This window comes from Streptomyces sp. NPDC041796 (assembly GCF_055590785.1).
In genome coordinates this window covers 18,796-40,001 of the sequence record NZ_JBVJAH010000015.1, presented here as the reverse complement: position 1 = coordinate 40,001, position 21,206 = coordinate 18,796, and the positions used below count along the sequence as shown (strand labels likewise).

General features: G+C 72.9%; 22 protein-coding genes. 11 read left to right on the top strand and 11 right to left on the bottom strand.

Annotated elements, in window-relative coordinates; translation table 11 throughout:
- Window positions 1–124: 124 nt before the first annotated feature.
- Both ACZ6C1_RS27390 and ACZ6C1_RS27385 read left to right on the top strand, forming a co-directional pair.
- Window positions 125–1,192 (top strand): C40 family peptidase, encoded by a 1,068-nt coding sequence (locus tag ACZ6C1_RS27390; RefSeq protein WP_469244174.1) that lies wholly within the window; start codon window positions 125–127, stop codon window positions 1,190–1,192.
- 240 nt (window positions 1,193–1,432) lie between these two features.
- On the top strand, window positions 1,433–2,737 hold the full coding sequence (locus ACZ6C1_RS27385) for a PP2C family protein-serine/threonine phosphatase (protein ID WP_469244172.1): 1,305 nt from the start codon (window positions 1,433–1,435) through the stop codon (window positions 2,735–2,737).
- A gap of 30 nt (window positions 2,738–2,767) precedes the next feature.
- Here the strand turns inward: ACZ6C1_RS27385 and ACZ6C1_RS27380 are convergent, their stop codons facing one another.
- From ACZ6C1_RS27380 to ACZ6C1_RS27370, 3 genes are all read right to left on the bottom strand, one after another.
- Window positions 2,768–3,112, bottom strand: coding sequence for a DUF2516 family protein (locus tag ACZ6C1_RS27380; protein WP_351820164.1), 345 nt, complete (start codon window positions 3,110–3,112; stop codon window positions 2,768–2,770).
- Window positions 3,113–3,343: 231 nt separating this feature from the next.
- Complete coding sequence (locus tag ACZ6C1_RS27375; RefSeq protein WP_469244170.1) at window positions 3,344–3,943, bottom strand: hypothetical protein; 600 nt, start codon at window positions 3,941–3,943, stop codon at window positions 3,344–3,346.
- A gap of 26 nt (window positions 3,944–3,969) precedes the next feature.
- Window positions 3,970–4,374: a helix-turn-helix domain-containing protein gene (locus tag ACZ6C1_RS27370; protein WP_366129006.1), complete on the bottom strand. Its 405-nt coding sequence runs from the start codon at window positions 4,372–4,374 to the stop codon at window positions 3,970–3,972.
- 154 nt (window positions 4,375–4,528) lie between these two features.
- On the opposite strand from ACZ6C1_RS27370, the gene ACZ6C1_RS27365 reads away from it, so the two are divergent.
- From ACZ6C1_RS27365 to ACZ6C1_RS27355, 3 genes are all read left to right on the top strand, one after another.
- Window positions 4,529–5,440 (top strand): aminoglycoside phosphotransferase family protein, encoded by a 912-nt coding sequence (locus ACZ6C1_RS27365; RefSeq protein WP_469244168.1) that lies wholly within the window; start codon window positions 4,529–4,531, stop codon window positions 5,438–5,440.
- 138 nt (window positions 5,441–5,578) lie between these two features.
- Window positions 5,579–6,067 carry a MarR family winged helix-turn-helix transcriptional regulator gene (locus tag ACZ6C1_RS27360; protein ID WP_469244166.1) on the top strand — a complete coding sequence of 163 codons (489 nt, stop codon included), beginning with the start codon at window positions 5,579–5,581 and terminating at the stop codon, window positions 6,065–6,067.
- 100 nt (window positions 6,068–6,167) lie between these two features.
- Window positions 6,168–7,607: an MFS transporter gene (locus ACZ6C1_RS27355; protein ID WP_469244164.1), complete on the top strand. Its 1,440-nt coding sequence runs from the start codon at window positions 6,168–6,170 to the stop codon at window positions 7,605–7,607.
- On the opposite strand, the gene ACZ6C1_RS27350 is transcribed toward ACZ6C1_RS27355, so the two are convergent.
- Window positions 7,585–9,564 carry a HelD family protein gene (locus ACZ6C1_RS27350; protein WP_469244162.1) on the bottom strand — a complete coding sequence of 660 codons (1,980 nt, stop codon included), beginning with the start codon at window positions 9,562–9,564 and terminating at the stop codon, window positions 7,585–7,587. The genes ACZ6C1_RS27355 and ACZ6C1_RS27350 overlap by 23 nt on opposite strands.
- A gap of 207 nt (window positions 9,565–9,771) precedes the next feature.
- Between ACZ6C1_RS27350 and ACZ6C1_RS27345 the strand changes: the two genes are divergently transcribed.
- Both ACZ6C1_RS27345 and ACZ6C1_RS27340 read left to right on the top strand, forming a co-directional pair.
- Window positions 9,772–10,542 carry a cyclodityrosine synthase gene (locus tag ACZ6C1_RS27345; protein WP_469244160.1) on the top strand — a complete coding sequence of 257 codons (771 nt, stop codon included), beginning with the start codon at window positions 9,772–9,774 and terminating at the stop codon, window positions 10,540–10,542.
- Window positions 10,532–11,731, top strand: coding sequence for a cytochrome P450 (locus ACZ6C1_RS27340; RefSeq protein ID WP_469244158.1), 1,200 nt, complete (start codon window positions 10,532–10,534; stop codon window positions 11,729–11,731). The genes ACZ6C1_RS27345 and ACZ6C1_RS27340 overlap by 11 nt, the downstream gene beginning before the upstream one ends.
- A gap of 117 nt (window positions 11,732–11,848) precedes the next feature.
- Here ACZ6C1_RS27340 and ACZ6C1_RS27335 read toward each other — a convergent pair whose 3' ends face one another.
- Window positions 11,849–12,463 (bottom strand): TetR family transcriptional regulator, encoded by a 615-nt coding sequence (locus ACZ6C1_RS27335; protein WP_469244156.1) that lies wholly within the window; start codon window positions 12,461–12,463, stop codon window positions 11,849–11,851.
- Between the two features lie 112 nt (window positions 12,464–12,575).
- Between ACZ6C1_RS27335 and ACZ6C1_RS27330 the strand changes: the two genes are divergently transcribed.
- Window positions 12,576–13,550 carry a zinc-binding dehydrogenase gene (locus ACZ6C1_RS27330; RefSeq protein ID WP_469244154.1) on the top strand — a complete coding sequence of 325 codons (975 nt, stop codon included), beginning with the start codon at window positions 12,576–12,578 and terminating at the stop codon, window positions 13,548–13,550.
- Here ACZ6C1_RS27330 and ACZ6C1_RS27325 read toward each other — a convergent pair.
- Entirely contained in the window at window positions 13,540–14,292 is a 753-nt protein-coding gene (locus ACZ6C1_RS27325; RefSeq protein ID WP_469244152.1) for a TetR/AcrR family transcriptional regulator, read from the bottom strand. The two genes, ACZ6C1_RS27330 and ACZ6C1_RS27325, sit on opposite strands and share 11 nt — an antisense overlap.
- 89 nt (window positions 14,293–14,381) lie before the next feature.
- Between ACZ6C1_RS27325 and ACZ6C1_RS27320 the strand changes: the two genes are divergently transcribed.
- Both ACZ6C1_RS27320 and ACZ6C1_RS27315 read left to right on the top strand, forming a co-directional pair.
- On the top strand, window positions 14,382–15,314 hold the full coding sequence (locus tag ACZ6C1_RS27320; RefSeq protein ID WP_469244150.1) for an ATP-binding cassette domain-containing protein: 933 nt from the start codon (window positions 14,382–14,384) through the stop codon (window positions 15,312–15,314).
- Window positions 15,307–16,062, top strand: coding sequence for an ABC transporter permease (locus ACZ6C1_RS27315; protein ID WP_469244148.1), 756 nt, complete (start codon window positions 15,307–15,309; stop codon window positions 16,060–16,062). Before ACZ6C1_RS27320 ends, ACZ6C1_RS27315 begins: the two co-directional genes overlap by 8 nt.
- On the opposite strand, the gene ACZ6C1_RS27310 is transcribed toward ACZ6C1_RS27315, so the two are convergent.
- The 4 genes from ACZ6C1_RS27310 to ACZ6C1_RS27295 all read right to left on the bottom strand — a co-directional run bounded on the left by ACZ6C1_RS27310 (window position 16,030) and on the right by ACZ6C1_RS27295 (window position 19,569).
- Window positions 16,030–16,530 carry an HAD family hydrolase gene (locus ACZ6C1_RS27310; RefSeq protein ID WP_469244146.1) on the bottom strand — a complete coding sequence of 167 codons (501 nt, stop codon included), beginning with the start codon at window positions 16,528–16,530 and terminating at the stop codon, window positions 16,030–16,032. The genes ACZ6C1_RS27315 and ACZ6C1_RS27310 overlap by 33 nt on opposite strands.
- An 80-nt stretch (window positions 16,531–16,610) precedes the next feature.
- Window positions 16,611–17,852, bottom strand: coding sequence for a GNAT family N-acetyltransferase (locus tag ACZ6C1_RS27305; RefSeq protein ID WP_469244144.1), 1,242 nt, complete (start codon window positions 17,850–17,852; stop codon window positions 16,611–16,613).
- 115 nt (window positions 17,853–17,967) lie between these two features.
- Complete coding sequence (locus tag ACZ6C1_RS27300; RefSeq protein ID WP_469244142.1) at window positions 17,968–18,930, bottom strand: asparaginase; 963 nt, start codon at window positions 18,928–18,930, stop codon at window positions 17,968–17,970.
- A 42-nt stretch (window positions 18,931–18,972) separates the two neighbouring features.
- Window positions 18,973–19,569, bottom strand: coding sequence for an RsiG family protein (locus ACZ6C1_RS27295; RefSeq protein ID WP_469244140.1), 597 nt, complete (start codon window positions 19,567–19,569; stop codon window positions 18,973–18,975).
- A gap of 144 nt (window positions 19,570–19,713) precedes the next feature.
- Here ACZ6C1_RS27295 and dtd point away from each other — a divergent pair, with 144 nt between their 5' ends.
- Entirely contained in the window at window positions 19,714–20,139 is a 426-nt protein-coding gene (dtd, locus tag ACZ6C1_RS27290) for a D-aminoacyl-tRNA deacylase (RefSeq protein ID WP_469244138.1), read from the top strand.
- Window positions 20,140–20,223: 84 nt separating this feature from the next.
- Here the strand turns inward: dtd and ygfZ are convergent, their stop codons facing one another.
- Window positions 20,224–21,204, bottom strand: coding sequence for a CAF17-like 4Fe-4S cluster assembly/insertion protein YgfZ (gene ygfZ / locus ACZ6C1_RS27285; RefSeq protein WP_469244136.1), 981 nt, complete (start codon window positions 21,202–21,204; stop codon window positions 20,224–20,226).
- Between the last annotated feature and the right edge of the window lie 2 nt (window positions 21,205–21,206).

The window sequence follows — 21,206 nt, the reverse complement described above, 5'->3', positions numbered from 1 at the left end:
CGCGGGTGATCTTTCGTCCCTCCCTGGTGGGTGCGACTCTGTCGTTTTCGCGGGCCTCATGGCACCATCTCGATCGGCACCCGAAGTTACTGACGGTAAATCAGATGGGGAGATGGGGGAGTCCGTGAACCGACGCCGCTGCGCCACCGCCGCGATCACCGTGGTCTGCGCTCTGACCGTGCTGGCGTCACCGGTGCAGGCGGCATACGCGGCACCCACCCCTCCCCCGCCGGCGGCCTCGCCCCCGCCCCCCTCGGGCAAGAGCCTGGAAGAGGTCCGCCGGGAGATCGACGCCCTCTACCGGCAGGCCGCCTCCGCCACCGACGCGTACAACCTCGCCGAGGAACGGGCGAAGAAGCAGTCGGCCGAGATCGTGAAGCTGGCGCAGGCGATCGTCGACGGCCAGGCACGGATCGAGGACCTGAGGAACCGGGCCGGAGCGGCCGCCCGCGCCCAGTACCGCAACGGCGGCATACCCGACGAGGCGCAGTTCGTCCTCACCGACGACCCCCAGCTGTTCCTGAACGGCGTCGGCCGGTTCCAGCAGGGCCAGAAGGCGACCAAGGACCTCCTCGCCGAACTCAAGCAGCGGCAGGCCGACTTGGAGGCGTACACCAAGGACGCCAGCGCGCACTGGACCAAGCTGGAGGCCAACCGGATCCAGCAGGCGAGGACGAAGAAGCAGATAGAGACCAAGATCGCCGAAGCCGAGAAGCTGGAGTCCCGGCTGGAGGCCGACGAGCGCGCGCGGCTGCTGCGGCTGGAGCAGGACGAGCAGGAGCGGGCCCAGACGGCGTGGCTCGGCTCCGGCGTGCTCAAGGGGATCGGCGGCAGCGCGAGCCCGCAGGGGAAGCGGGCGATCGAGTTCGCGACGGCCCAGCTCGGCAAGCCGTACGTGTGGGGCGCGGAGGGTCCGGGGTCGTACGACTGCTCGGGGCTGACATCACAGGCGTGGGCGGCGGCCGGAAAGGGCATACCGCGCACCTCGCAGGAGCAGTGGCGGCTGCTGCCCCGCATCGACGTCGCGGACATGCGGCCCGGCGACCTGATCATCTACCACGCGGACGCCAGTCACGTCGGCCTCTACATCGGCGACGGGGCGATCATCCACGCGCCCCGGCCGGGACGGAACGTGACGGTGGCGGGCGCCGGCTCGATGGCGATCCTCGGAGTCGTCCGTCCGGACAGGTGAGACGTGCGGCACTCCGCCGCCCCCTGCCGGATACGTCCCGGGATGTGACCGGGCCAACAGACGACGCGTGACGTTCGTCATGACGCGGTGCCCAACTACCTCCCGCTGCGCGGCATATGCCATCGGCTCTTCGCCGATCACCATTCCGTTCGGCCGCCGAGGACCGCTATGGTCCCCGTCGGGTGGTGCGTCGACCGACGCGCCACCGCGCCCTCGGGGGGAGGGAAGGAAACGACACCGATGCCCGTACCCGTACCGCGACAGAGGGTGAGCGCCTCGAGCCCGGCCACGGTCGCCGAGACCGCCGCCGTCGGCACGGACCTCGTCCTCCTGGTGATCGAGGACGACCCGGCGGGCACGTTCACCGTTCCGGAGCTGGTCGACGCGTCCGGCAGCCGGGTCCGTATCCGCACCGCCCGCAACCTCACCGAGGCCGAGCGGCTCCTCACCGACGACGTGCACTGCGTACTCGTCGACCTCGCCCTGGCCCCCTGCCGCCCGGACGACGACCGGCTGGCACCGCTGCACCACGTGCTGCGCCTCGCGCCCCGCCACGCCGTCCTGGCGCTGACCCCGTCCGGCGACGGCGAGCTGGCGGCCGCGGCGGTACGCGCAGGGGCGCAGGACCACCTGTGCCGCGAGGAGCTCGACGGGCCGCTGCTCAGCCGGGCCATCCGGTACGCGGTGGAGCGCAAGCGGGCCGACTCGGTGCAGGTGAAGCTGGCCGAGTCGCGGCTGCGCGCGCAGGAGAACGCCCGGCTGGAGCGGGGACTGCTCCCCACGCCGCTGCTCCAGGGCTCCGACCTGCGCTTCGCGGCCCGCTACCGGCCGGGGCGCTCGCGGGCGCTGCTGGGCGGCGACTTCTACGACACCGTCCGCACGCCGGACGGGACCGTGCACGCCATGATCGGTGACGTGTGCGGGCACGGGCCGGACGAGGCCGCGCTCGGCGTCGAGCTGCGCATCGCGTGGCGGGCGCTGACGCTGGCGGGCCTGTGCGGTGACGAGCTCCTCTCGACGCTCCAGCAGGTGCTGGAGCACGAGCGGGACAACGAGGAGATCTTCGCGACCCTGTGCACGGTGGACATCGCGCCGGACGGGCGGCGCGCCGGACTGTGCCTGGCGGGCCATCCCTCGCCGCTGATCGCCCGCCACGGCCGGGCCGCGCAGCTCCTCCCGTACGAGGACGGCGGCCCCGCCCTGGGGCTGCTCCCGCGGGCCCGCTGGCCGCGGCGGCAGGTGGAGCTGGGCGGCTCGTGGAGCCTGATGATGTACACGGACGGCCTGATCGAGGGCCGCTCGGCGGGTCCCGGATCGCCGCGGCTGGGCCAGGACGGCATGGTCGAGATGATCAACCGCCAGCTGTCGCAGGGCCTGGGCGGCGAGGAGCTGCTGGAGGCGGCGGTGGCTCAGGTGCGGGAGCTGAACGGCGGGGAGCTGACGGACGACGTGGCCGTGCTGCTGCTCGCCCGCGAGGGGACGGCCGCCGACCGTGCGGCGCGCCCCGACCGTGCGGCGCGCCGCCGGTCGCCGGGGCGCCGCTGACGGTCGGGAGCCGGCCGGGAGCTCAGGCGCTCAGCGGCCGCCGTTGTAGGGGCCGTACGGCCCGTCGCTGCTGGAGCCGCCGCCGCGTCGGCCGCCACGGCCACCGCCGGACACCTGCTGGAGGGCCGGCCGTACGTCGACCATGAACACGATCGACGCGACGAGCCCGGCGATCTGCAGGAACAGCATCGGTACGACGAGGTTCACCACGACCGTGACGCCCAGGATGATCAGCCAGAACATCTTGGTCTGCTTGTCTGCGGCGCGGTACGCGTCCTCACGTGCCGTCGCCGCGATGAACAGGGCGACCACGGCGATGAGGAGCATGGCGAGGTTGAGCAGAAAGAGGAACGTGCTGAATCCTGCGAGCAACATTGCTGAGCACCGCCCAATCGGTGAGTGAAGCGCCTCGCGGCCAAGGTACCGGTACAACGCCCCGGCCACCCCGAATGTGCCCGCCGTGCCGCCGCGCAGGCGTGCCGCGCAGGCGTGCCGCGCAAACGTGCCGCGGGGGGCGCGCCGAGGGGCCGGTGCCCCGCCGCCCGGCCCGGAGCCGACGGGCTCACGGGAGGGGAGAGGGGACCGGCCCCTTGGGACGGGTCGGCGTTACTTGTTGTCCGTCGCCGTCGTCTTCTTCGCCACCGGCTTGCGCGGCGCCGGGGCCTTCTTCTCCGGGGCGGTCCGCTTCGCGGCGGACGCCTTGGCCTCGGCGGGCTTCGGCTCGGCGGGCTTCGGCTCGGCGGCCTTGGGCTCGGCGGGCTTGGGCTCCGGGTCCGGCTCGACGGCGATGGCGATCTCGTTGATCTCCTCGGCGGCCTCGCCACGCCAGTGCTTCACGGCCTGCTCACCGTGCTCGGCGACCTTCTCGTACGTCTCCCGGGCCCTGACCGCGTACTCGGCCGCCACGCCGACGCTGCGCAGCGCCAGGTGCTGGGCGGTCTCGCCCAGCTTCTTCAGGTCCGTGTCCAGGGAGCCGAGCACCTCGGTGACCTTGGCCTGCACGCTGGCCTGGGCCTCCTTGGCCTGGGCGCTCACCTTCTCCTGCACGGCCTTGGGGTCGGTGTTGCGCACCGCGTCGATGCGGGCGGGCGCCTCCGCGGCGATCTGCTCGATCAGGCCGGGCACCTTCCTGGCCTGCTGTACGGCGAGGTCGGCCGTACCGGCGGCGAAGTAGAGGGGCGTGCGGAGTTCTTCGATGATGGCCACGACTGTGGTCCTCCCGGATCGCAGAGTCAGAGTTCGGGTGAGGTGCCGTCCTCGGTGGTGTGATCGGCACCCTTCGTCTCCGTATCGAGTCCGTTCTCCTTGCGGAACGAGTCGTAGATCTGGAGCAGCACCTGCTTCTGCCGCTCGTTGATCGACGGGTCCGCGAGGATGACGGCACGCGTCTCCAGTTCCTCGCGCTCCCGCTCGTCCAGGATCCCGGCCCGCACGTACAGCGTCTCGGCGGAGATCCGCAGCGCCTTGGCGACCTGCTGGAGCACCTCCGCGCTCGGCTTGCGCAGCCCGCGCTCGATCTGGCTCAGATACGGATTGGACACCCCGGCGGCTTCGGCGAGCTGACGCAGCGACAGCTGCGCGGTGCGCCGCTGTTCGCGCAAGTACTCCCCGAGATTGCCGACGTTGAGTGATGCCATGCCTCGATGGTGCACCCACTTGCTAACTTTTGCAAGCAGGCGCTTGCAAAAGTGTTCCCGCCGGGGGCGGACGCCTCGTTCTCACCTCGTGCGAACCCGGTCGGAGAGGAAAAAGTCACTGGTTTCCGTTCCGTCCGGCGAGGAAACTTCCTGGGTGACTCTTCACGAGAACGAGGTCCCGGCCGACGAGACGCTGGTCCGGTCACTGCTCACGGCCCAGCGCCCGGAGTGGTCCGGCCTGCCGTTGGCGTTCGTGGGCGCGGGCACGGACAACACCATGTACCGGCTGGGCCAGGACCTGCTCGTGCGACTTCCGCGAACCGCCGGCAACGGACGGGCCGTACGGAAGGAGCAGGAGTGGCTTCCCCGGCTGGCGCCCCTCCTGACCCGTCCGATTCCCGAGCCCGTCCACGCCGGCACGCCCACCGACGCCTTCCCGCTGGCCTGGTCGGTGTACCGCTGGATCGACGGCGAGGAGGCCGGCCCGGACACCGTCCGGGACTGGGCCTCCTTCGGAGCGGACCTGGCGGTGGTCGTGAGGGAGCTCCACCGCGTCGACCTCATGGGGGCGACCCGCACGGACGGCCTCAGTTGGTACCGGGGGGGCACTTTGCAGCCGTGCGACCAGTGGGTCACCAAGTGCCTCGACGACTGCCGGGCCACGGTGGGCTCCGAGCTCGACATCGACACTCTGGAACGGCTGTGGCGAGCCGCGCTCGCCCTGCCCGAGCCCTCCGCACCTCATGTGTGGCTCCACGGCGACCTGAAGCCGACCAACCTCCTGGTCCGGGAAGGCAGGCTTCACGCGGTCATCGACTTCGGAGGACTCTCGGTCGGCTTTCCCGACGCCGAGCACTCCACGGTGTGGGACTTGCCGCCCCGGGCCCGGGAGGCCTACTGGGACGCCCTGCACCTCGACGACGCGACCTGGACCCGGGCCCGCGCCTGGGCGGTCGCGGTGGGCGTCAGCGGGATCTCCCACTACTGGGAGACGTTCCCCGCCTTCGTCGCCGAGTGCCGGGCTCGGCTCCGTGCGATCCTCGCCGACGCCGCCGGGCGCCGCTGAGCGGCCTCGGGCGTTGAGGCGGCCGGGCGCCGTTGAAGCGGCCGGGCGCCAGGACGTCCACCCCCGGTCGCGGCACCCCGCGCCGTCACAGTCTCCTTTCGGATAATCCGTTACGGACCGAATGGTTACGCTGGTGTCATGACCGCCATGTCACCCACCCGCACCGAACCCGACCTCTCCTTCCTCCTCGACCACACCAGCCACGTCCTGCGCACCCGGATGTCGGCCGCCCTCGCGGAGATCGGGCTCACGGCACGCATGCACTGTGTGCTCGTCCACGCCCTCGAGGAGGAGCGCACCCAGATCCAGCTCGCCGAGATCGGCGACATGGACAAGACCACGATGGTGGTGACGGTGGACGCCCTGGAGAAGGCCGGTCTCGCCGAGCGCCGCCCCTCCAGCACGGACCGGCGCGCTCGGATCATCGCGGTCACCGAGGAGGGCGCACGGGTCGCGCGGCGCAGCCAGGAGATCGTCGACCAGGTCCACGCAGACGCTCTGGCCGCCCTCCCCGAGGGCGACCGCGCAGCCCTGCTGCGGGCACTGAACCACCTGGTCGAGGGGTATCTGGCCACCCCCGTCGAGGGGCCGAGGCCCGCCCGGCGAGCACGCCAGCGGGAGAAGTAGCCCCCCCGAGGCAGCGGCAAACAGTTCCACAATAGATCGTCTCTAACAAAACTATCTGCTACGGTCTCTCCTGTCGGGTCCCATGACAGGAGAGACCGCCATGTCCCTCGCTCCACGCACCCTCGCCCTCGGCGTCATCGCCACCGGCATGCTGATGACCGTCCTCGACGGCAGCATCGTCACCGTCGCCATGCCGGCCATCCAGAACGACCTGGGCTTCTCGCCCGCCGCCCTCAGCTGGGTCGTCAACGCCTACCTGATCGCCTTCGGCAGCCTGCTTCTGCTGGCCGGACGGCTGGGCGACCTGATCGGCCGCAAGAGGATGTTCCTCGCCGGCACGGGCGTGTTCACCGCCGCCTCGCTGCTGGCCGGGACGGCGGGATCGCCCGCCGTACTGATAGCCGCCCGCTTCCTCCAGGGCGCGGGCAGCGCGATGGCGTCCGCCGTCAGCCTCGGCATCCTCGTCACGCTCTTCACCGAGCCCCGCGAACGCGCCAGGGCCATCGCGGTGTTCAGCTTCACCGGCGCCGCGGGCGCCTCGCTCGGACAGGTCCTCGGCGGTGTCCTCACCGACGCCCTCGACTGGCACTGGATCTTCTTCATCAACCTGCCGATCGGCATCGCCGCCCTCGCCGTCGCGGTTCCCGCCCTCCCGGCCGACCGTGGCCGGGGCCTCGCCGCCGGAGCCGACGTCATCGGCGCCGCCCTGGTCACCGGCGGGCTGATGCTCGGGATCTACACGGTCGTCGAGGTCGAGGCGTACGGCTGGACCTCCGCGCACACGCTGGGCTTCGGCGGCCTCGCCGTCGCCCTGCTCGCCGCCTTCGTCGTACGCCAGGCCACCGCCGCCACCCCCCTCATGCCGCTGCGGATCCTCCGCTCGCGCAGCGTCGCCGGGGCCAACCTGGTGCAGGTCCTGATGGTGGCCGCGCTGTTCTCGTTCCAGGTCCTCGTCGCGCTCTACCTGCAGAGAGTCCTCGGTTACGGGGCCGCCGCCACCGGCCTCGCGATGCTCCCCGCCGCCGCCGTGATCGGCGCGGTGTCGCTCGGCGTCTCCGCCCGCCTCAACGCCCGCTTCGGTGAGCGCAACGTCCTGCTGGCCGGACTGGTGCTGCTGATCGGCGTCCTCGGGCTGCTCACCCGCGTACCCGTCCAGGCGAACTACGTCGTCGACCTGCTGCCCGTGATGCTGCTCGCCGCCGGCTTCGGGCTCGCGCTCCCGGCCCTGACCACGCTCGGCATGTCGGACGCGGGCGAGGAGGACGCCGGGCTGGCGTCCGGACTGTTCAACACCACCCAGCAGATCGGCATGGCGCTGGGCGTCGCCGTCCTGTCCACCCTTGCCGCCTCCCGTACGGAGAGCCTGCTGGCGAGCGGCAGCGGGCGGGCCGAGGCGCTGACCGGCGGCTACCGGCTGGCCTTCGCCGTCGGTACGGGGCTCCTCGTCGCCGCCCTCGCCGTCGCGTCCACCGTGCTGCGCCGGCCGCGCGTCCTGCCCGAGGCCGGCGCCGAGGCGCTCAAGCCCGCCGCAACGGTGTAGGCAGCGGCCGGGCGTGCAGGACGTCGAGGCGGGAGACCGCGCGGGTGAGGACCACGTACAGCCGGTTCAGCCCGCGCGGTTCGGCCTCGGCGATGTCGGCGGGTTCGGCGACGACGACGTGGTCGTACTCCAGGCCCTTGGCGAGCGTGGCGGGCAGCACCGTCACACGCGGCGCGGCCAGGCCCGCCGCGTCCAGCGCGGCGCGCAGCCCGTCGGCCGCCCGCTCCGTGGCGATCACCCCGACGGAGCCCTCGCGGGTCAGCGCCGCACGCACGGCACCCACCACGCCCTCCCGCACGTCCCGCACCTCACGGACCGCCACCTCGCCGTCCCGACGCAGTGACCGGCCGGGCGGTACGTCCACGTCCAGGGCTCCCAGCAACCGGTTGGCGAGCGCGACGACACCCGCGGGGACACGGAACCCGGCCGTCAGGGCGACCACGGGCACCGACTTCCGCCCCAGGTGGGCCAGTTGCTCCGCCCAGTCGCGGGCCGCCCACGGGGTGGTGCCCTGCGCCAGGTCGCCGAGGACGGTCAGCGACCCGAAGTCCGCGCGGCGGGCGATCGCGCGGCACTGCATCGGGGACAGGTCCTGGGCCTCGTCGATCACGATGTGCCCGTAGCCGTCGGGGCGTTCGATCAGACCGGCGAGCTCGTCGAGCAGGACCAGGTCGGCCGCGCTGAACGTGGCGGACCGGTACGAGCGCGGGGGCCTCGGCCACCGGATCGCCTCCCGCTCGGCCTCGGTGAGCGCCGGGTCGCGCGGGTCGGCCAGCACCTCGGCGAGGACCTCCTCGGGCGTGACCTTCGGCCAGCACGTGTCCACGAACGCCGTCACCTCGCGGGCCCGCTCGATCCGCCGCGCCCATGCCCCGCTCCTCGGCCCGGCCCGCCGCTCCGCCCGGAGCTGGACCGCCCGCACCACCCGGCTGCGCACCCGCTCGCGCCCCACCGCGTAGGGCGGCGCCTCCGCCCGGACACCGGCGACGATCTCCGCCAGCTCCTCCAGCGGCACCCGCCACCGGTAGGAGCCGTCCGGCACGGCCAGCGGTTCGGCGGGCGGGCCGACCCGCGCGTACAGAGCCCGGTGCAGGACGTCGGCCATGCGGGCGTCGTGCTTGACCACCTCGGCCTCGGGCGAGTCGTGGGCGCGCACCTCGTGGCCCCGGTCGATCTCGTCCTCGATCGTCGACTGCCGGACGTCCGACTCGCCGAGGGCGGGCAGGACTTGGGAGACGTACGACAGGAACGTGCGGTTCGGGCCGAGGATCAGCAGGCCACCGCGCCGGACGCGCTGCGGATGGGTGTAGAGCAGGTACGCCGCCCGGTGCAGGCCGACGGCGGTCTTCCCGGTGCCGGGGGCACCCTGGACGCAGAGGGATTCGGTGAGCGCCGCGCGTACGAGGTCGTCCTGCTCGGGCTGGATGGTGGCGGCGATGTCCCGCATGGGCCCGACGCGGGGACGTTCGATCTCCCCGGCCAGGATCGCGCTGGGCGCGCCGGACTCCCCAGTGGTCAGGTGCTCGTCCTCCAGCCCGGTCAGGTCGGCCGAGTCACCGTCGCCGAGGGACGCCCAGCCGAACCTCCGCCGGACCCGTACGCCCTGGGGGTCGCGGGCGCTCGCCTGGTAGAAGGGCCGCGCGACGGGGGCGCGCCAGTCGATGACGAGCGGCGGGGCGGCCGGGTGCTCGGTGATGCGGCGGCGGCCGATGTGGTGGCTCCGGCCGTCCTGGTGGTCGAGGCGCCCGAAGAAAAGCGGGCCGTGCGGTTCCTCGCGCAGTTCCTTGGCGCGGCTGCGGAGGTGGTACCCGAGCGCTTCGGCGTCGGCACCCGACGCGGAGACGTCCTCGCCGGTGACGACATGGCCGGCGGCTCCGTCGACCATCCGGTGCAGGGCGGCGCGGCAGGTGTCGTGGTGGGTCCGTTCCTTGCTCAGTTCCTGGTCGAGTGACGTCATACGACCAGAATAACGCAACCGGGTTACATTTCTTATTGAGTTTCAACATGAATACCTGATGACACTGACCGTAAATGTGCGTGTACACAGGAGTAACGAACGGCGCCGCGTTGACACTCTCCGTGGTCGGAAGCTAACTTCTCGGCGTCGTCGCCACACCTGGAGCACGAGGCTCCATCGGGACTAGCGACGCGAAGGACTTCCCAGTTGACGACTGAGACCGTCTTCGAGATTCAGCCCTTCACCCCTTCCGACACCGTTTCCGGACTCTTCACCGTCCAGCCGTACACGGCCCACTGCCAGGTGATCTGCGCCGAGGGCGCCCATGCCGTGATCGGCGTCTCGCCCGGCAACAGCTATTTCTCCGCCCAGCGCGTCATCGACCTGGCCCGCTGGGGCACCGCCCACTTCGACCAGGTGGACTTCGTCTACACCGACCTCCATGTGGCCGAGATGTACGAGGCGTCCGGCTACACCGCCGAGGACGCCCGCCGCAAGGCGGTGAAGAACCTGCGGGGCGTACGGGCCAAGGTGACCAATGCCGTCGCGGCCGTCGACCCCAACGGGCGGCGGCTGCGCGCCCACCCCATGTCGGCGTTCCAGGACAACCCGGCGTACCGGGAGATCCACCGGCACTTGCGGAGCCGGCTGGCGACGGACCCGGACTTCCGCGCGACCTGCGACGCGCTCATCGACGCCTTCCTGTCGTCCAAGGTCCTGGGCGGAAAGGCGCCGACAGCGCGACAGCGGGAGGTGTGCGTCGAGTACGTGTGCGCCGAGGCGCCGTTGTTCCTGGACACCCCCGCCATCCTGGGCGTGCCGTCGTCCCTCAATTGCTACCACCAGCTGCTGCCGATGGCCGAGCTGCTCTACTCGCGCGGCTCCGGGCTGCGCGCCTCGCGCAACCAGGGCCACGCGATCGTGACCCCCGCAGCATCCTCGGAATCCGCTGAAGGAGAACCCTCCGATGTCCGTTGAGACCCTCCCCGACGAGCTCCTCGACTTCCCCTTCTCCTGGCGCGGCGACCGGATCCCGGCCGAGGTGGAGCTGCTGCGCAAGGAGCACCCGGTCAAGCGGGTGCGGACCATCGCCGGTGACGCGGCGTGGCTGGTGTCCTCCCACGCGCTGTGCAAGCAGGTCCTGGAAGACCCGCGCTTCAGCCTCAAGGAGACCTCGGCGCCGGGTGTGCCCCGCCAGTACGCACTGACGATCCCGCCCGAGGTCGTCAACAACATGGGCAACATCACCGGTGCCGGTCTGCGCAAGGCGGTGCTCAAGGCGCTCAACCCCAAGGCGCCCGGCCTGGTGGAGTGGATGCGGTCGGCCGCCGCCGACCTGGTCGACCGCATCCTCGCCGAGGGCGCGCCGGGGGACCTGCGGGGGCAGTTCGCCGACCCGTACTCCGCCGCCATGCACTGCCACATCCTCGGCATCCCGCAGGAGGACGCGCCCCGGCTGATGCGCAGCCTGGACATCGCGTTCATGAACTCCGCCTGCCCGATCGCCGGCGCCGCGCTCAACTGGGACCGCGACATCGCCTACATGATCGAGCGGCTCGACGACCCCACCACGACCGGTCTGATGGCCGAGCTCGCCGCGCTGCGCGGGGACCCGGACTACGACCACCTCACCGACGAGATGCTGGCGACGGTCGGGGTGACCATGTTCGGCGCCGGGGTCATCTCCACCGCCGGCTTCCTGACCATGGCTCTGGTCTCGCTCATCCAGCACCCGGAGCTGAAGGCCGAACTCCTCGCCGACCGCGGCAAGATCCCGGCGGCCGTCGACGAGCTGCTGAGGATCAACCTCTCCATCGGCGACGGCCTCCCGCGTCTCGCCACGGAGGACGTGACGCTCGGAGACGTGGAGGTGAAGAAGGGCGAGCTCGTCCTCGTGCTGGTCGAGGGCGCCAACTTCGACCCGGAGGCGTTCCGCGACCCGACCACCGTGGACCTCACCCGCGAGAACAACACGGATCACCTCTCCTTCGGCGGCGGCCGGCACTACTGCCCCGCGACCGCGCTCGGCAAGAAGCACGCGGAGATCGCCCTGGAGGCCGTGCTCGACCGGATGCCCGGCCTCCAGCTCGCCGTTCCGGTCGAGCAGTTGGTGTGGCGCACCGGGTTCATGAAGCGGATCCCGGAGCGGCTGCCCGTGATGTGGTGACCGGTCACTGAGCGCCCGGGCCGCCGCTGCCGGAGGAGGGAGCGGCGGTTCCGGGGCGCGGGTGGCGAGCCCACGCCGGCGGGCCGGACGCGGAAGGGCCCCCGCCGGCGAGCCCGCTCAGCGGGAGAGCCCCGCCGCCAGTTGCCGGAAGGCCAGGTCGGCGGCGGCCACCGCGTCCGGTTCCACCGCGTCCGCGGCCTCGCCGGCCTCGATCCGCCGCCAGTTCTCCTCCGCCAGGATCCGCTGTACGGCGACGATCTGACCCGCCGCCAGACGGTCCCGGACCCCCTCGCCCCCCAGTGCCTCCGCCAACGCCCGCTCGGCCGCTCCCTGGTAGGCGTACAGCCGTGCGACCAGGCTGGGCGTGCCGTACAGCAGCCGGTGGAAGGCGAGCACGTCCGGGTCGTCGCTCAGGCCGGTCACCGGGTCGCGGCGGGCGAGCCCGTCGGTGAAGTGGCGGTGCAGCGCCTGGAGCGGGCCGACGCCCTCGGGCCGCTGTGCGACGACGCGTGCCGCCTCCTCGCGGTGGTCGGCGAACCGGTGCAGGACCAGGTCCTCCTTGGCCGGGAAGTACCGGAAGAGCGTCGGTTTGGAGACCTCGGCGGCCGCGGCGACCTCGGCGACCGAGACCCGGTCGAAGCCCTTCTCCAGGAAGAGGCCGATCGCCGCGTCGGAGATCGTCCGGTACGTCCGCTGCTTCTTGCGCTCGCGCAGCCCCATGTCACCGCTCATACCGCCGAGCCTACGCACCTGTTGACCTCAACCGCACTTGACGTTCCAGACTCGTCCCCGCGGACCCCGGACACTCCGGACCAGGTCCGCCGACGGGAGGGGTGTGAGCGCGATGCGCGTAGTGCGCGCGACGAGGTTCGGCGGTCCGGAGGTCCTGGTCCGGGCCGACGTGCCGGAACCGGTGGCGGGGTCCGGGCAGGTGCTCGTGGAGGTCGCCGCCGTCGACACGATCTTCCTGGAGATGCAGCTGCGGTCCGGGACCGCCACCCAGTGGTTCCCGGTCGAACCGCCGTACGTCCCGGGCGGCGGCATCGCCGGTACGGTACGGGCCGTCGGCGCGGGCGTCGACGGGTCGGAGTGGCTCGGGCGCCGCGTGATCGCCTCGCTCGGCCTCACCGGCGGCTACGCCGAACTGGCCGTCGTGGACGTCGAGTCGGTGATCCCCGTACCGGACGGCCTGGCGTTCACCGAGGCGGCGGCCCTCGTCCACGACGGAGTGACGGCCACGGCCCTGCTGGACGCGACGGAGCCGAAGCCCGGCGAGACGGTGCTGATCGTCGGGGCGTCGGGCGGGATGGGCACGCTGCTGGTCCAGCTCGCGAGGGCGGCGGGCGCCCGGGTCGTGGGCACCGCGCGCGGCGGGCGCAAGGCAGCCCTCGTGCGGGAGCTGGGCGCCGACGTGGTGATCGACACGCGCGCCCCCGGCTGGGTCGGGCGCGCCCGGCAGGCCCTCGGCCCCGCGGGGGCGGACGTCGTGCTGGACGGCGTGGGCGGCGAGGTGGGCCTGGCGGCCTTCGGGCTCGTGGCCGACGGCGGACGGTTCTCCGCGCACGGGGCGCCGACGGGGGGCTTCGCGGAGGTCGACCCGGCCGAGGCGGAGCGGCGGGGGGTGCGGCTGCTGGGCATCGGCGACGTGCAGCTGGCGCCGGAGGCCTACGGCCGGCTGGCCGGGCGGGCGCTCGCGGACGCGGCGGCCGGGCGGCTGCGGCCGGTGATCGGCGGGACGTTCCCACTGGAGCGGGCGGCCGAGGCGCACACGGCGATCGAGGACCGGAGCCTGCTGGGCAAGGTGGTGCTCACGGTGTGACCCGGTCCACCAGGACCTGGACCCCGTCCAGCACCCGGTCCAGCCCGAAGCGGAACTCGAAGTCCGGCTCGTCCGGCTCGTCCATCACCCCGGACGCGAGCATCCGCGCGACGGCCGGGTAGCGGGCGGGGTCCGCCAGCCGCTGGAGGGTGCGGCCGTAGCGGGCCATGACCTCCCGGGGGCTCTCCCCCGTCGCGCGCATCGCGGTGTCGAGGTCGGCCATGAGTCCGGCCTCGTTCCGTACGAAGCCGCTGACCAGCAGGATCACCGAGATCTTGGTGCCCTCGTCGAGCCCGGTGTCCGCGAGTGCGACCAGCCCCCATTCCCACCAGGCCACCGAGTTCGGTGTCACGGGCGGCCCGGAGATGGGGACGCGCAGGGCCCACAGGTTCCGCTGGAGGGCCGCCCGCTGCTCCCACGCCCAGGTCGCGAGGGCCTCGCGCCAGTGGGTGCCGGGGGCGGGGGGCGGGGGTGGCGCGCCGATGGCCCGGTCCACCATCAGCACGTACAGCTCGTCCTTGGCGCCGACGTACCGGTACAGGGACATCGTCGAGGCGCCGAGCTCCTTGGCGACGCGGCCCATGGAGACGGCTCCGAGGCCCTCGGCGGCGGCGAGGCCGACGGCCGCGTCGACGATCCGGTCCAGGGTCAGCCCGGGTTTCGGGCCCTTGCCGGGACGTTCGCGCAGGCCCCAGGCGGCCTCGAGGCTCGCGGGCAGCCCCGTGCCGTCGCTGTCCTTCATCCGCCGGCCTCCTTCTGCTTGACGCCCATCCTAGTAATGCGTAACCCTTACGCAGTAACGCGTATGGCATACGCAGAAGGGGGAGCGTCATGACACCGCACCCGGCCATCGAGGCCCAGGGCCTGCGCAAGGCCTACAACGACGTCCCGGTGCTGGACGGCATCGACCTGCGCGTCGAGCGCGGCACCGTCCACGCCCTGCTCGGCCCCAACGGCGCCGGCAAGACCACCACCGTCCGCATCCTCGCCACGCTCACCCGGGCGGACGCCGGCCGGGCCCGGGTCGCCGGGTACGACGTCGCCGCCGACCGCGCCCGCGTACGCCGCGCGATCAGCCTCACCGGACAGTTCGCGGCCGTCGACGCCATGCAGACCGGCGAGGAGAACCTGCGCATGATGGCCCGGCTGGCCGGGCTCTCCCGCCCCGCGGCCGCCCGCCGCGCCGACGAACTGCTGGAACGCTTCCGCCTGACCGACGCCCGGCGCCGCCTCGCGGGCACCTACTCCGGCGGCATGCGACGGCGTCTCGACCTCGCGGCCGGGCTGGTCGGCGACCCCCGGGTGGTCTTCCTCGACGAGCCGACGACCGGCCTCGACCCGCGCAGCCGCCGGGAGCTGTGGCAGGTGGTCGCCGAGGTGGCGGCCCGCGGCGCGACCGTCCTGCTCACCACCCAGTACCTGGAGGAGGCCGACCGGCTGGCCGACCGCATCGGGGTGATCAACGCGGGACGGCTGGTCGCCGAAGGCACCGCCGAGGAGCTCAAGAACCGCGTCCGGGGCCACCGCCTCGACCTCGTCCTCACCGACGAGCCCGCCTACCGGCGCCTCGCCCCGCACGCCGTCCACCACGCCCCCGACACCCTCACCCTCGGCGTCCCGACGGACGGCACCGCCGCCCATGTGCGCGCCCTGCTCGACGAACTCGACCCGGACCGCACCGACATCGCCCGATTCAGCCTGCACAGCGCCACCCTCGACGACGTCTTCCTCGCCCTGACGGCCAAGGAGCCGGCCCATGTCTGACACCGTCACCCACGCCCTGACCCTGACCGGCCGCGGCATCCGCCTCAGCCGCCGCAACGTCGACGCCGTCATCACCGCGCTGGCCCTGCCGGTGATGCTGATGCTGATCTTCGTCTACTTCTTCGGCGGCGCGATCAACACCGGCACCGACTACGTGACGTACGTCGTCCCCGGCGTCCTGCTGCTCTGCGCCGGCTTCGGCTCCTCGGCCACCGCCGTACGCGTCTCGGAGGACATGAAGGAAGGCATCGTCGACCGCTTCCGCTCCCTGGACGTCGGCGCGACCCCGATCCTCGCCTCGCACGTCGCCGCGAGCACCGCCCGCAACCTCCTGTCGACGGGGCTCGTCCTCGGCGTCGCGTTCCTGATCGGTTTCCGGCCCGCCGCCTCCGCCGCCGGCTGGCTCGCCGCACTGGGCATCCTGCTCGCCTTCGTGCTCGCCATCTCCTGGCTCTCCGCGGCGGTGGGCCTGCTGGCCCGTACGCCGGAGGCGGCGAGCGGCTTCACCTTCCTCATGATGTTCCTGCCCTACCCGAGCAGCGCCTTCGTCCCCATCGACACGATGCCGGCCTGGCTCCACGGCTTCGCCGACCACCAGCCGGTCACCCCGGTGATCGAATCCCTCCGCGGCCTCCTCCTCGACCAGCCGGTCGGCACCGCCCCCGTCGTCGCCCTCGCCTGGTGCGCCGGGCTCCTCGCGGTGGCGGCCGGCCTGTCAGGGGCGCTGTTCCGTGTACGTACGCGCTGAACGGTGTGCGGCGGCGCGTACGGCGGTGAGCACCGGTTCCAGCGACGTCACCACCCGCTCGGCACCGAGCCGGCGCAGCACCTCCACGTGCCCCTCGTCCCGGCCGTAGCCCAGGAACGGCACGCCCGCCTCCCGGGCGGCCGTCACGTCGGCGGGCGTGGCACCGATCATCAGTGACGCCCCGGGGGCCGCGCCGAGCGCGGCGAGGGCCTGGTCGACCCGGTCGTGGACGTGCCGGCCGAAGCAGCCGGCCAGACCCCGGCCCGCGAGGTAGCGCCGCACCACGGCCGGGGAGGTGTCACCGACGACGGCGAGGCCGGTGCCGACCGCGTGCAGGGTGCGGACCAGTGGGTCGGCATACGGCGTGGGCCACGCCGTCGCCGCGGCGCGGAGACGGCAGAGGGGTCCGTCGAAGCCGAAGAGAACGTGCTCGGTACCGCCGATGGCGTCGATGAGGTCGTCGTGCACAGCAGCCGCCCGGAGGGTCGGGATCAGGGGTAGGACGAGGGTGTCAGATCACCGGTGGTCCGCACAGGCCCCGTGCCCGCCTAGAACACGTCCGGGCACCACGGCCGGCGCGAGGTGCGCAGCAGTACGTCCGCCGTCGACGCGGCACCCGGCGTCGACTCCTCCACCCGCCCGAGGGCCGCGAGCCGTACCGCCGACTCGTCGCCCAGGTACAGCGTCCCCAGCTCGGCCACGTCCATGGTGAGGTCCGGCGACGCGGTGGTCGGCGCGCACGACGCGCCCTCCGGCGAGGCGTCCAGCCGGAAGCGGCCGCCCGCGGGGCCGCCCGGGTCGTGCAGCTCCAGCACGAGGGTGCCCGGCCCCGCGTACGCACGCGCCTCCAGGGCCCGTACGACATCGACGATCCGCACCCAGAGGAAGTCGGCGTGGGTCGTGACGCGCGCCGCCCTGGGGTCGGGCAACAACAGGGGCAACAGGTCGTCGGGGGCGCGGAAACCGCTGGTGACCGTGGTCATCCAGTCGATGGAGCAGACGAAGTGCCACAGCGCGCGCTCCGCGGCCGGGGTCACGGCGATCAGGTCGCGCACGGTCGCGGAGCACAGCGGCCGCTTGCCCTCCCAGGTGTCGTCGGTGGAGTAGCAGACGTACCCCTCCACCTCCCCGTCCGCCCCGCGGTACGTCGCGTAGAAGGGCTCCGTCCAGGGCTGACCGGGCAGGCGCGCGGCTCCCGTGCCCACGTCCCAGACGCGCTGGTCCCGGCTGACCATGCCGTGCCGGACGGCCCGGAGCCGGTCGTGGAGGCCGGGGCCGAGCTTGCGGATCTCCTCCGCGTCGACCAGGTCGACGCGGCCGCCGTCGCCGGGCCCGGACCAGCGTGGGTCGAGGCCGGCGAGCCGTACGTCGACGGTCCACTCGGTGGTCCAGGCGGCCGGACCGTACCCGTACCGCCCGTAGATCGGGTACTCGGCGGCGATCAGCGTCGAGAGCGCCTCGCCGCGTTCCCTGGCCGCCGTGAGGTCCGTCGCCATCATGCGGCTGAGGAGCCCGCGCCGCCGGTGGGTCGGCGAGACGGTCACGTTCGACACGGCACTCGCCGCGACCCGGGCGCCTCCGGGAACGGTCAGCTCCTGCGCGAACGAGCGGAAGGTGGCGACGCAGCGCCCGTCGTCGAAGGCCCCTTGGGTACGGGCGAAGTCGACGTACGGGCGCTTCTGCGCGACCTCTTCGTCAGGGACCACGGGCGGCTGCATGAACCCGACGCGGCGGGCGCGCAGCCAGTCGGGGAACTCGGACTCGGTGACCGTGCGGACGTCGACGCTCATGGGCGTCACGCTAGGCGGCGCCCTCCGGTGGGCGCACCCGGATTTCGGGACCCGCCCTCCGGTCCCGCGTCCCCGCCCGGCCCCCGCCCGGCCCGACGGCCCGCGAGCCCCTCGCTCAGAACGCCGCGCGGATCTCGCCCACCCGCTCGCCGCCGCCCAGCAGCGGCGCGTCGGCGATGCGGCCGACCACCGGCCCGTCGACGCCGAGGATCCCCAGCGCCCGGGCGAGGACCGGGCCCATGGCCCGCCCCGAACCGTCATCGATCTTGAACGCGAGCGCCCGGCCGTCCGCCAGGGCGACCGCCTGGACCGCCTCGGCGCCCATCTTCGACAGCGCCCCCGGCACCTCCCGCATCAGCCAGGTGTCCGGGCGCCGCGTCCCCGCCACGTACTCCGGGTGCGCGCGCATCGCGTCGGCGACCTGCCGCTGCGGCGTCCCGGGCTCGGCGAGCACGTACGAGCGGAACGCCCGCGCGAGACCCACCAGGCTGATCGCCATCAGCGGCGCGCCGCACCCGTCGACGCCCACGGCCGGCACGGTCTCGCCGGAGGCGGCCTGGACCTCGTCGAGGATCAGCCGCTGGAGCGGGTGCTGCGCGTCCAGGTAGGAGGCCGGGTCCCAGCCGTTCAGCGCGCAGGCGGCGAGCATCGCCGCGTGCTTGCCGGAGCAGTTCATGGTGATCCGCTCGCGGGCGTTGCCGGCGGCCAGGTACGCCTCGGCCTCCGCCGGGTCCAGCGGCAGGTCCGGCGGGGTGCGCAGGTCGGACTCGGCGAACCCGTGCTCGGCGAGCATCTTGCGGGCGAGGTCGAGGTGGAACGGCTCGCCCGAGTGGCTCGCCGCGGCCAGCGCCAGCCGCTCCCCCGACAGGTCCAGGCCCGCCCGCAGCAGCGCCGCGGCCTGCATGGGCTTGTTGGACGAGCGCGGGAAGACCGGCGCCGTCGGGTCGCCGGCCGACATCTCGACGGTGCCGTCCGGGGCCAGCAGGACGAGCGACCCCCGGTGATGGCCCTCGACGAAGCCGGAACGGACGACCTCGGCGAGGACCGGGGGTATGACGGCGGTGGCGGAGGAGGTCATGACGGCCGGCCTTCCGGGACGGTGACCTGTCTCCCCACGGACTCAGCGGAGCAGGTCGTCTACTTGTGCTTCGCCTTCACGGTACCTGCGGGCGATCTCGGCGCTGCAATCGTCGGCGGTCCGCTGGAGCTGCTGCCGGCGCCGTGAGACCTGCTGTTCGTAGCGTGCGAGCCGCCCCATCGCGGCGTGCAGCTCTTCGTCCGTTCGGGCGGTCAGGTCCGACAGCTCGACGTCCGCCAGCATGTCGGCGGCCAGCCGCCGGTACTCCTCGCCGCGGGGCGTGGTGACCGTCACGTGACGGGCCGAGGAGCGGTGGCGCGACGGGGTGTCCGCGAGGATCTCCGACAGCCGGTCCACGACCGGGACCTCCGTGCCTCCCCGGCGCGCCAGCTCGGCGCGCAGGATGTCGATCCGGCCCTGGAGGAGCCGCCGTACGTAACTCAGGTCCGCCTCGTCGCCGTGGGAGTCCCGGCGCAGCGCGCGCAGCTCCGGCAGCCGCATGGTCGCGAGGTCGTGCTGCCGGGTCTCCGGCAGGACGGCGTCTCCGTTCCGCTGCACCGGGGGCCGCATCGCCCCCCTGCCACCGGCGCAGGTCATCGATACGGGATGTGGCGTCTGCCCGGCGCCAGATGTGCTCATAGGAATCCGTCCCCTCGACCGGTGCTTGAGGTCTCCCCGGGCCCGAAGGGCCGAGGGGAAGCACCGCCTGAGAGGCATGGTGCCAGTTGTGCCAGTGTCAATGCAGGCGCCTGCACCCGTTCGGACGCGGATAGGTTGGTCTGTATGCGTGCAGTGGTACAGAGGGTCGACGGGGCGAAGGTCGTCGTCGCGGGAGAGACGGTCGGCGAAATCGTCGGCGAGGGGTTGTGCGTCCTGGTGGGCGTCACCCATGACGACACACCGGACAAGGCGGCGCAGCTTGCCCGGAAGCTGTGGTCGGTGCGGATCCTGGAGGGCGAGAAGTCCTGCTCGGACGTGAATGCGCCCTTGCTGGTGATTTCGCAGTTCACCCTCTACGGGGACGCCCGCAAGGGCCGCCGTCCGACCTGGAACGCGGCGGCGCCCGGCGAGGTCGCCGAGCCGCTGGTGGACGAGGTGGTGGCGCGGCTCAGGGAGCTGGGGGCGACGGTGGAGACGGGCCGGTTCGGGGCGGACATGCGGGTGTCGCTCACCAACCACGGCCCGTTCACGATCGTCGTCGACGTCTGAGGCGCACGGTCTGAGGCGCACGCCGTCGGACCCCCACGGGCCCCATGGGGCTCACGGTCCCCCGGGGCTCACGGCTCGACGACGTCACGGCTCGACGACGGTCTCCTGGGCGGCGGCGGTGCTTCCCGCCATCAGCTCGGCGTCCACCGGCACATTGCGCTTGACCAGCGCGAGCGCGATCGGACCCAGCTCGTGGTGGCGTACGGACGTGGTGACGAACCCGAGCTGCCGCCCCTCCTCGCCGTCCGCCTTCAGCCGGATCGGCGTGCCGTGCGGCGGCAGGTGCACCTCGCTGCCGTCGAGGTGCAGGAAGACCATCCGGCGCGGCGGCTTCCCCAGGTTGTGGACGCGCGCAACGGTCTCCTGGCCCCGGTAGCAGCCCTTCTGGAGGTGGACGGCGCTGCCGATGAGGCCGATCTCGTGCGGGATGGTGCGGTGGTCGGTCTCGAAACCGAGCCGGGGGCGGTGCGCCTCGACGCGCAGCGCCTCGTAGGCCCAGATCCCGGCGAGCGGCCCGTGGTCCTCGGCGTACGTCTCCAGGTCGCCGCGGGGCAGGAACACGTCCCGGCCGTGCGGGGTCTCCCGTACGGCGACGCCTTCCGGCACGTCGGCGATGGAACCCGCCGGGAGGTGGACCACGGCGATGTCGTCGGTCCGGTCGGCGACCTCTACCCGGTAGAAGAACTTCATCGACTCCAGGTAGCCGATCAGCGCCTCCTGCGTACCGGGCTCGACGTGCGCCCAGACCGTCTCGCCGTCGTCGACCAGGTACAGGGCGTGCTCGATGTGGCCGTTGGCGGAGAGGACCAGCGCCTCGGTGGCCTGGCCGGCGGGGAGTTCGCTGACGTGCTGGGTGAGCAGCAGGTGCAGCCAGCCGAGCCGGTCGGCGCCGCTGACGGTGACGACACCTCGGTGGCTCAGGTCGACCAGGCCCCGGCCGGCGGCGAGCGCGCGCTGCTCGCGGAACAGGTCGCCGTAGTGCGCGGCGACACCTTCGTCCCGCCCCTCGGCGGGCACGGCGCCGGGCAGGGACAACAGAGGGCTGGTCGGTGATTGTCGCAGCATGT

Coding starts and splice junctions, on each gene's coding strand:
- ACZ6C1_RS27305 (WP_469244144.1), bottom strand. CDS start 17,852: ATGAGCGTCGACGTCCGCACGGTCACCGAGTCCGAGTTCCCCGACTGG.
- ACZ6C1_RS27340 (WP_469244158.1), top strand. CDS start 10,532: ATGTCCGTTGAGACCCTCCCCGACGAGCTCCTCGACTTCCCCTTCTCC.
- ACZ6C1_RS27315 (WP_469244148.1), top strand. CDS start 15,307: ATGTCTGACACCGTCACCCACGCCCTGACCCTGACCGGCCGCGGCATC.
- ACZ6C1_RS27320 (WP_469244150.1), top strand. CDS start 14,382: ATGACACCGCACCCGGCCATCGAGGCCCAGGGCCTGCGCAAGGCCTAC.
- ACZ6C1_RS27370 (WP_366129006.1), bottom strand. CDS start 4,374: ATGGCATCACTCAACGTCGGCAATCTCGGGGAGTACTTGCGCGAACAG.
- ACZ6C1_RS27350 (WP_469244162.1), bottom strand. CDS start 9,564: ATGACGTCACTCGACCAGGAACTGAGCAAGGAACGGACCCACCACGAC.
- ACZ6C1_RS27330 (WP_469244154.1), top strand. CDS start 12,576: ATGCGCGTAGTGCGCGCGACGAGGTTCGGCGGTCCGGAGGTCCTGGTC.
- ygfZ (WP_469244136.1), bottom strand. CDS start 21,204: ATGCTGCGACAATCACCGACCAGCCCTCTGTTGTCCCTGCCCGGCGCC.
- ACZ6C1_RS27385 (WP_469244172.1), top strand. CDS start 1,433: ATGCCCGTACCCGTACCGCGACAGAGGGTGAGCGCCTCGAGCCCGGCC.
- ACZ6C1_RS27380 (WP_351820164.1), bottom strand. CDS start 3,112: ATGTTGCTCGCAGGATTCAGCACGTTCCTCTTTCTGCTCAACCTCGCC.
- ACZ6C1_RS27360 (WP_469244166.1), top strand. CDS start 5,579: ATGACCGCCATGTCACCCACCCGCACCGAACCCGACCTCTCCTTCCTC.
- dtd (WP_469244138.1), top strand. CDS start 19,714: ATGCGTGCAGTGGTACAGAGGGTCGACGGGGCGAAGGTCGTCGTCGCG.
- ACZ6C1_RS27335 (WP_469244156.1), bottom strand. CDS start 12,463: ATGAGCGGTGACATGGGGCTGCGCGAGCGCAAGAAGCAGCGGACGTAC.
- ACZ6C1_RS27300 (WP_469244142.1), bottom strand. CDS start 18,930: ATGACCTCCTCCGCCACCGCCGTCATACCCCCGGTCCTCGCCGAGGTC.
- ACZ6C1_RS27355 (WP_469244164.1), top strand. CDS start 6,168: ATGTCCCTCGCTCCACGCACCCTCGCCCTCGGCGTCATCGCCACCGGC.
- ACZ6C1_RS27325 (WP_469244152.1), bottom strand. CDS start 14,292: ATGAAGGACAGCGACGGCACGGGGCTGCCCGCGAGCCTCGAGGCCGCC.
- ACZ6C1_RS27295 (WP_469244140.1), bottom strand. CDS start 19,569: ATGAGCACATCTGGCGCCGGGCAGACGCCACATCCCGTATCGATGACC.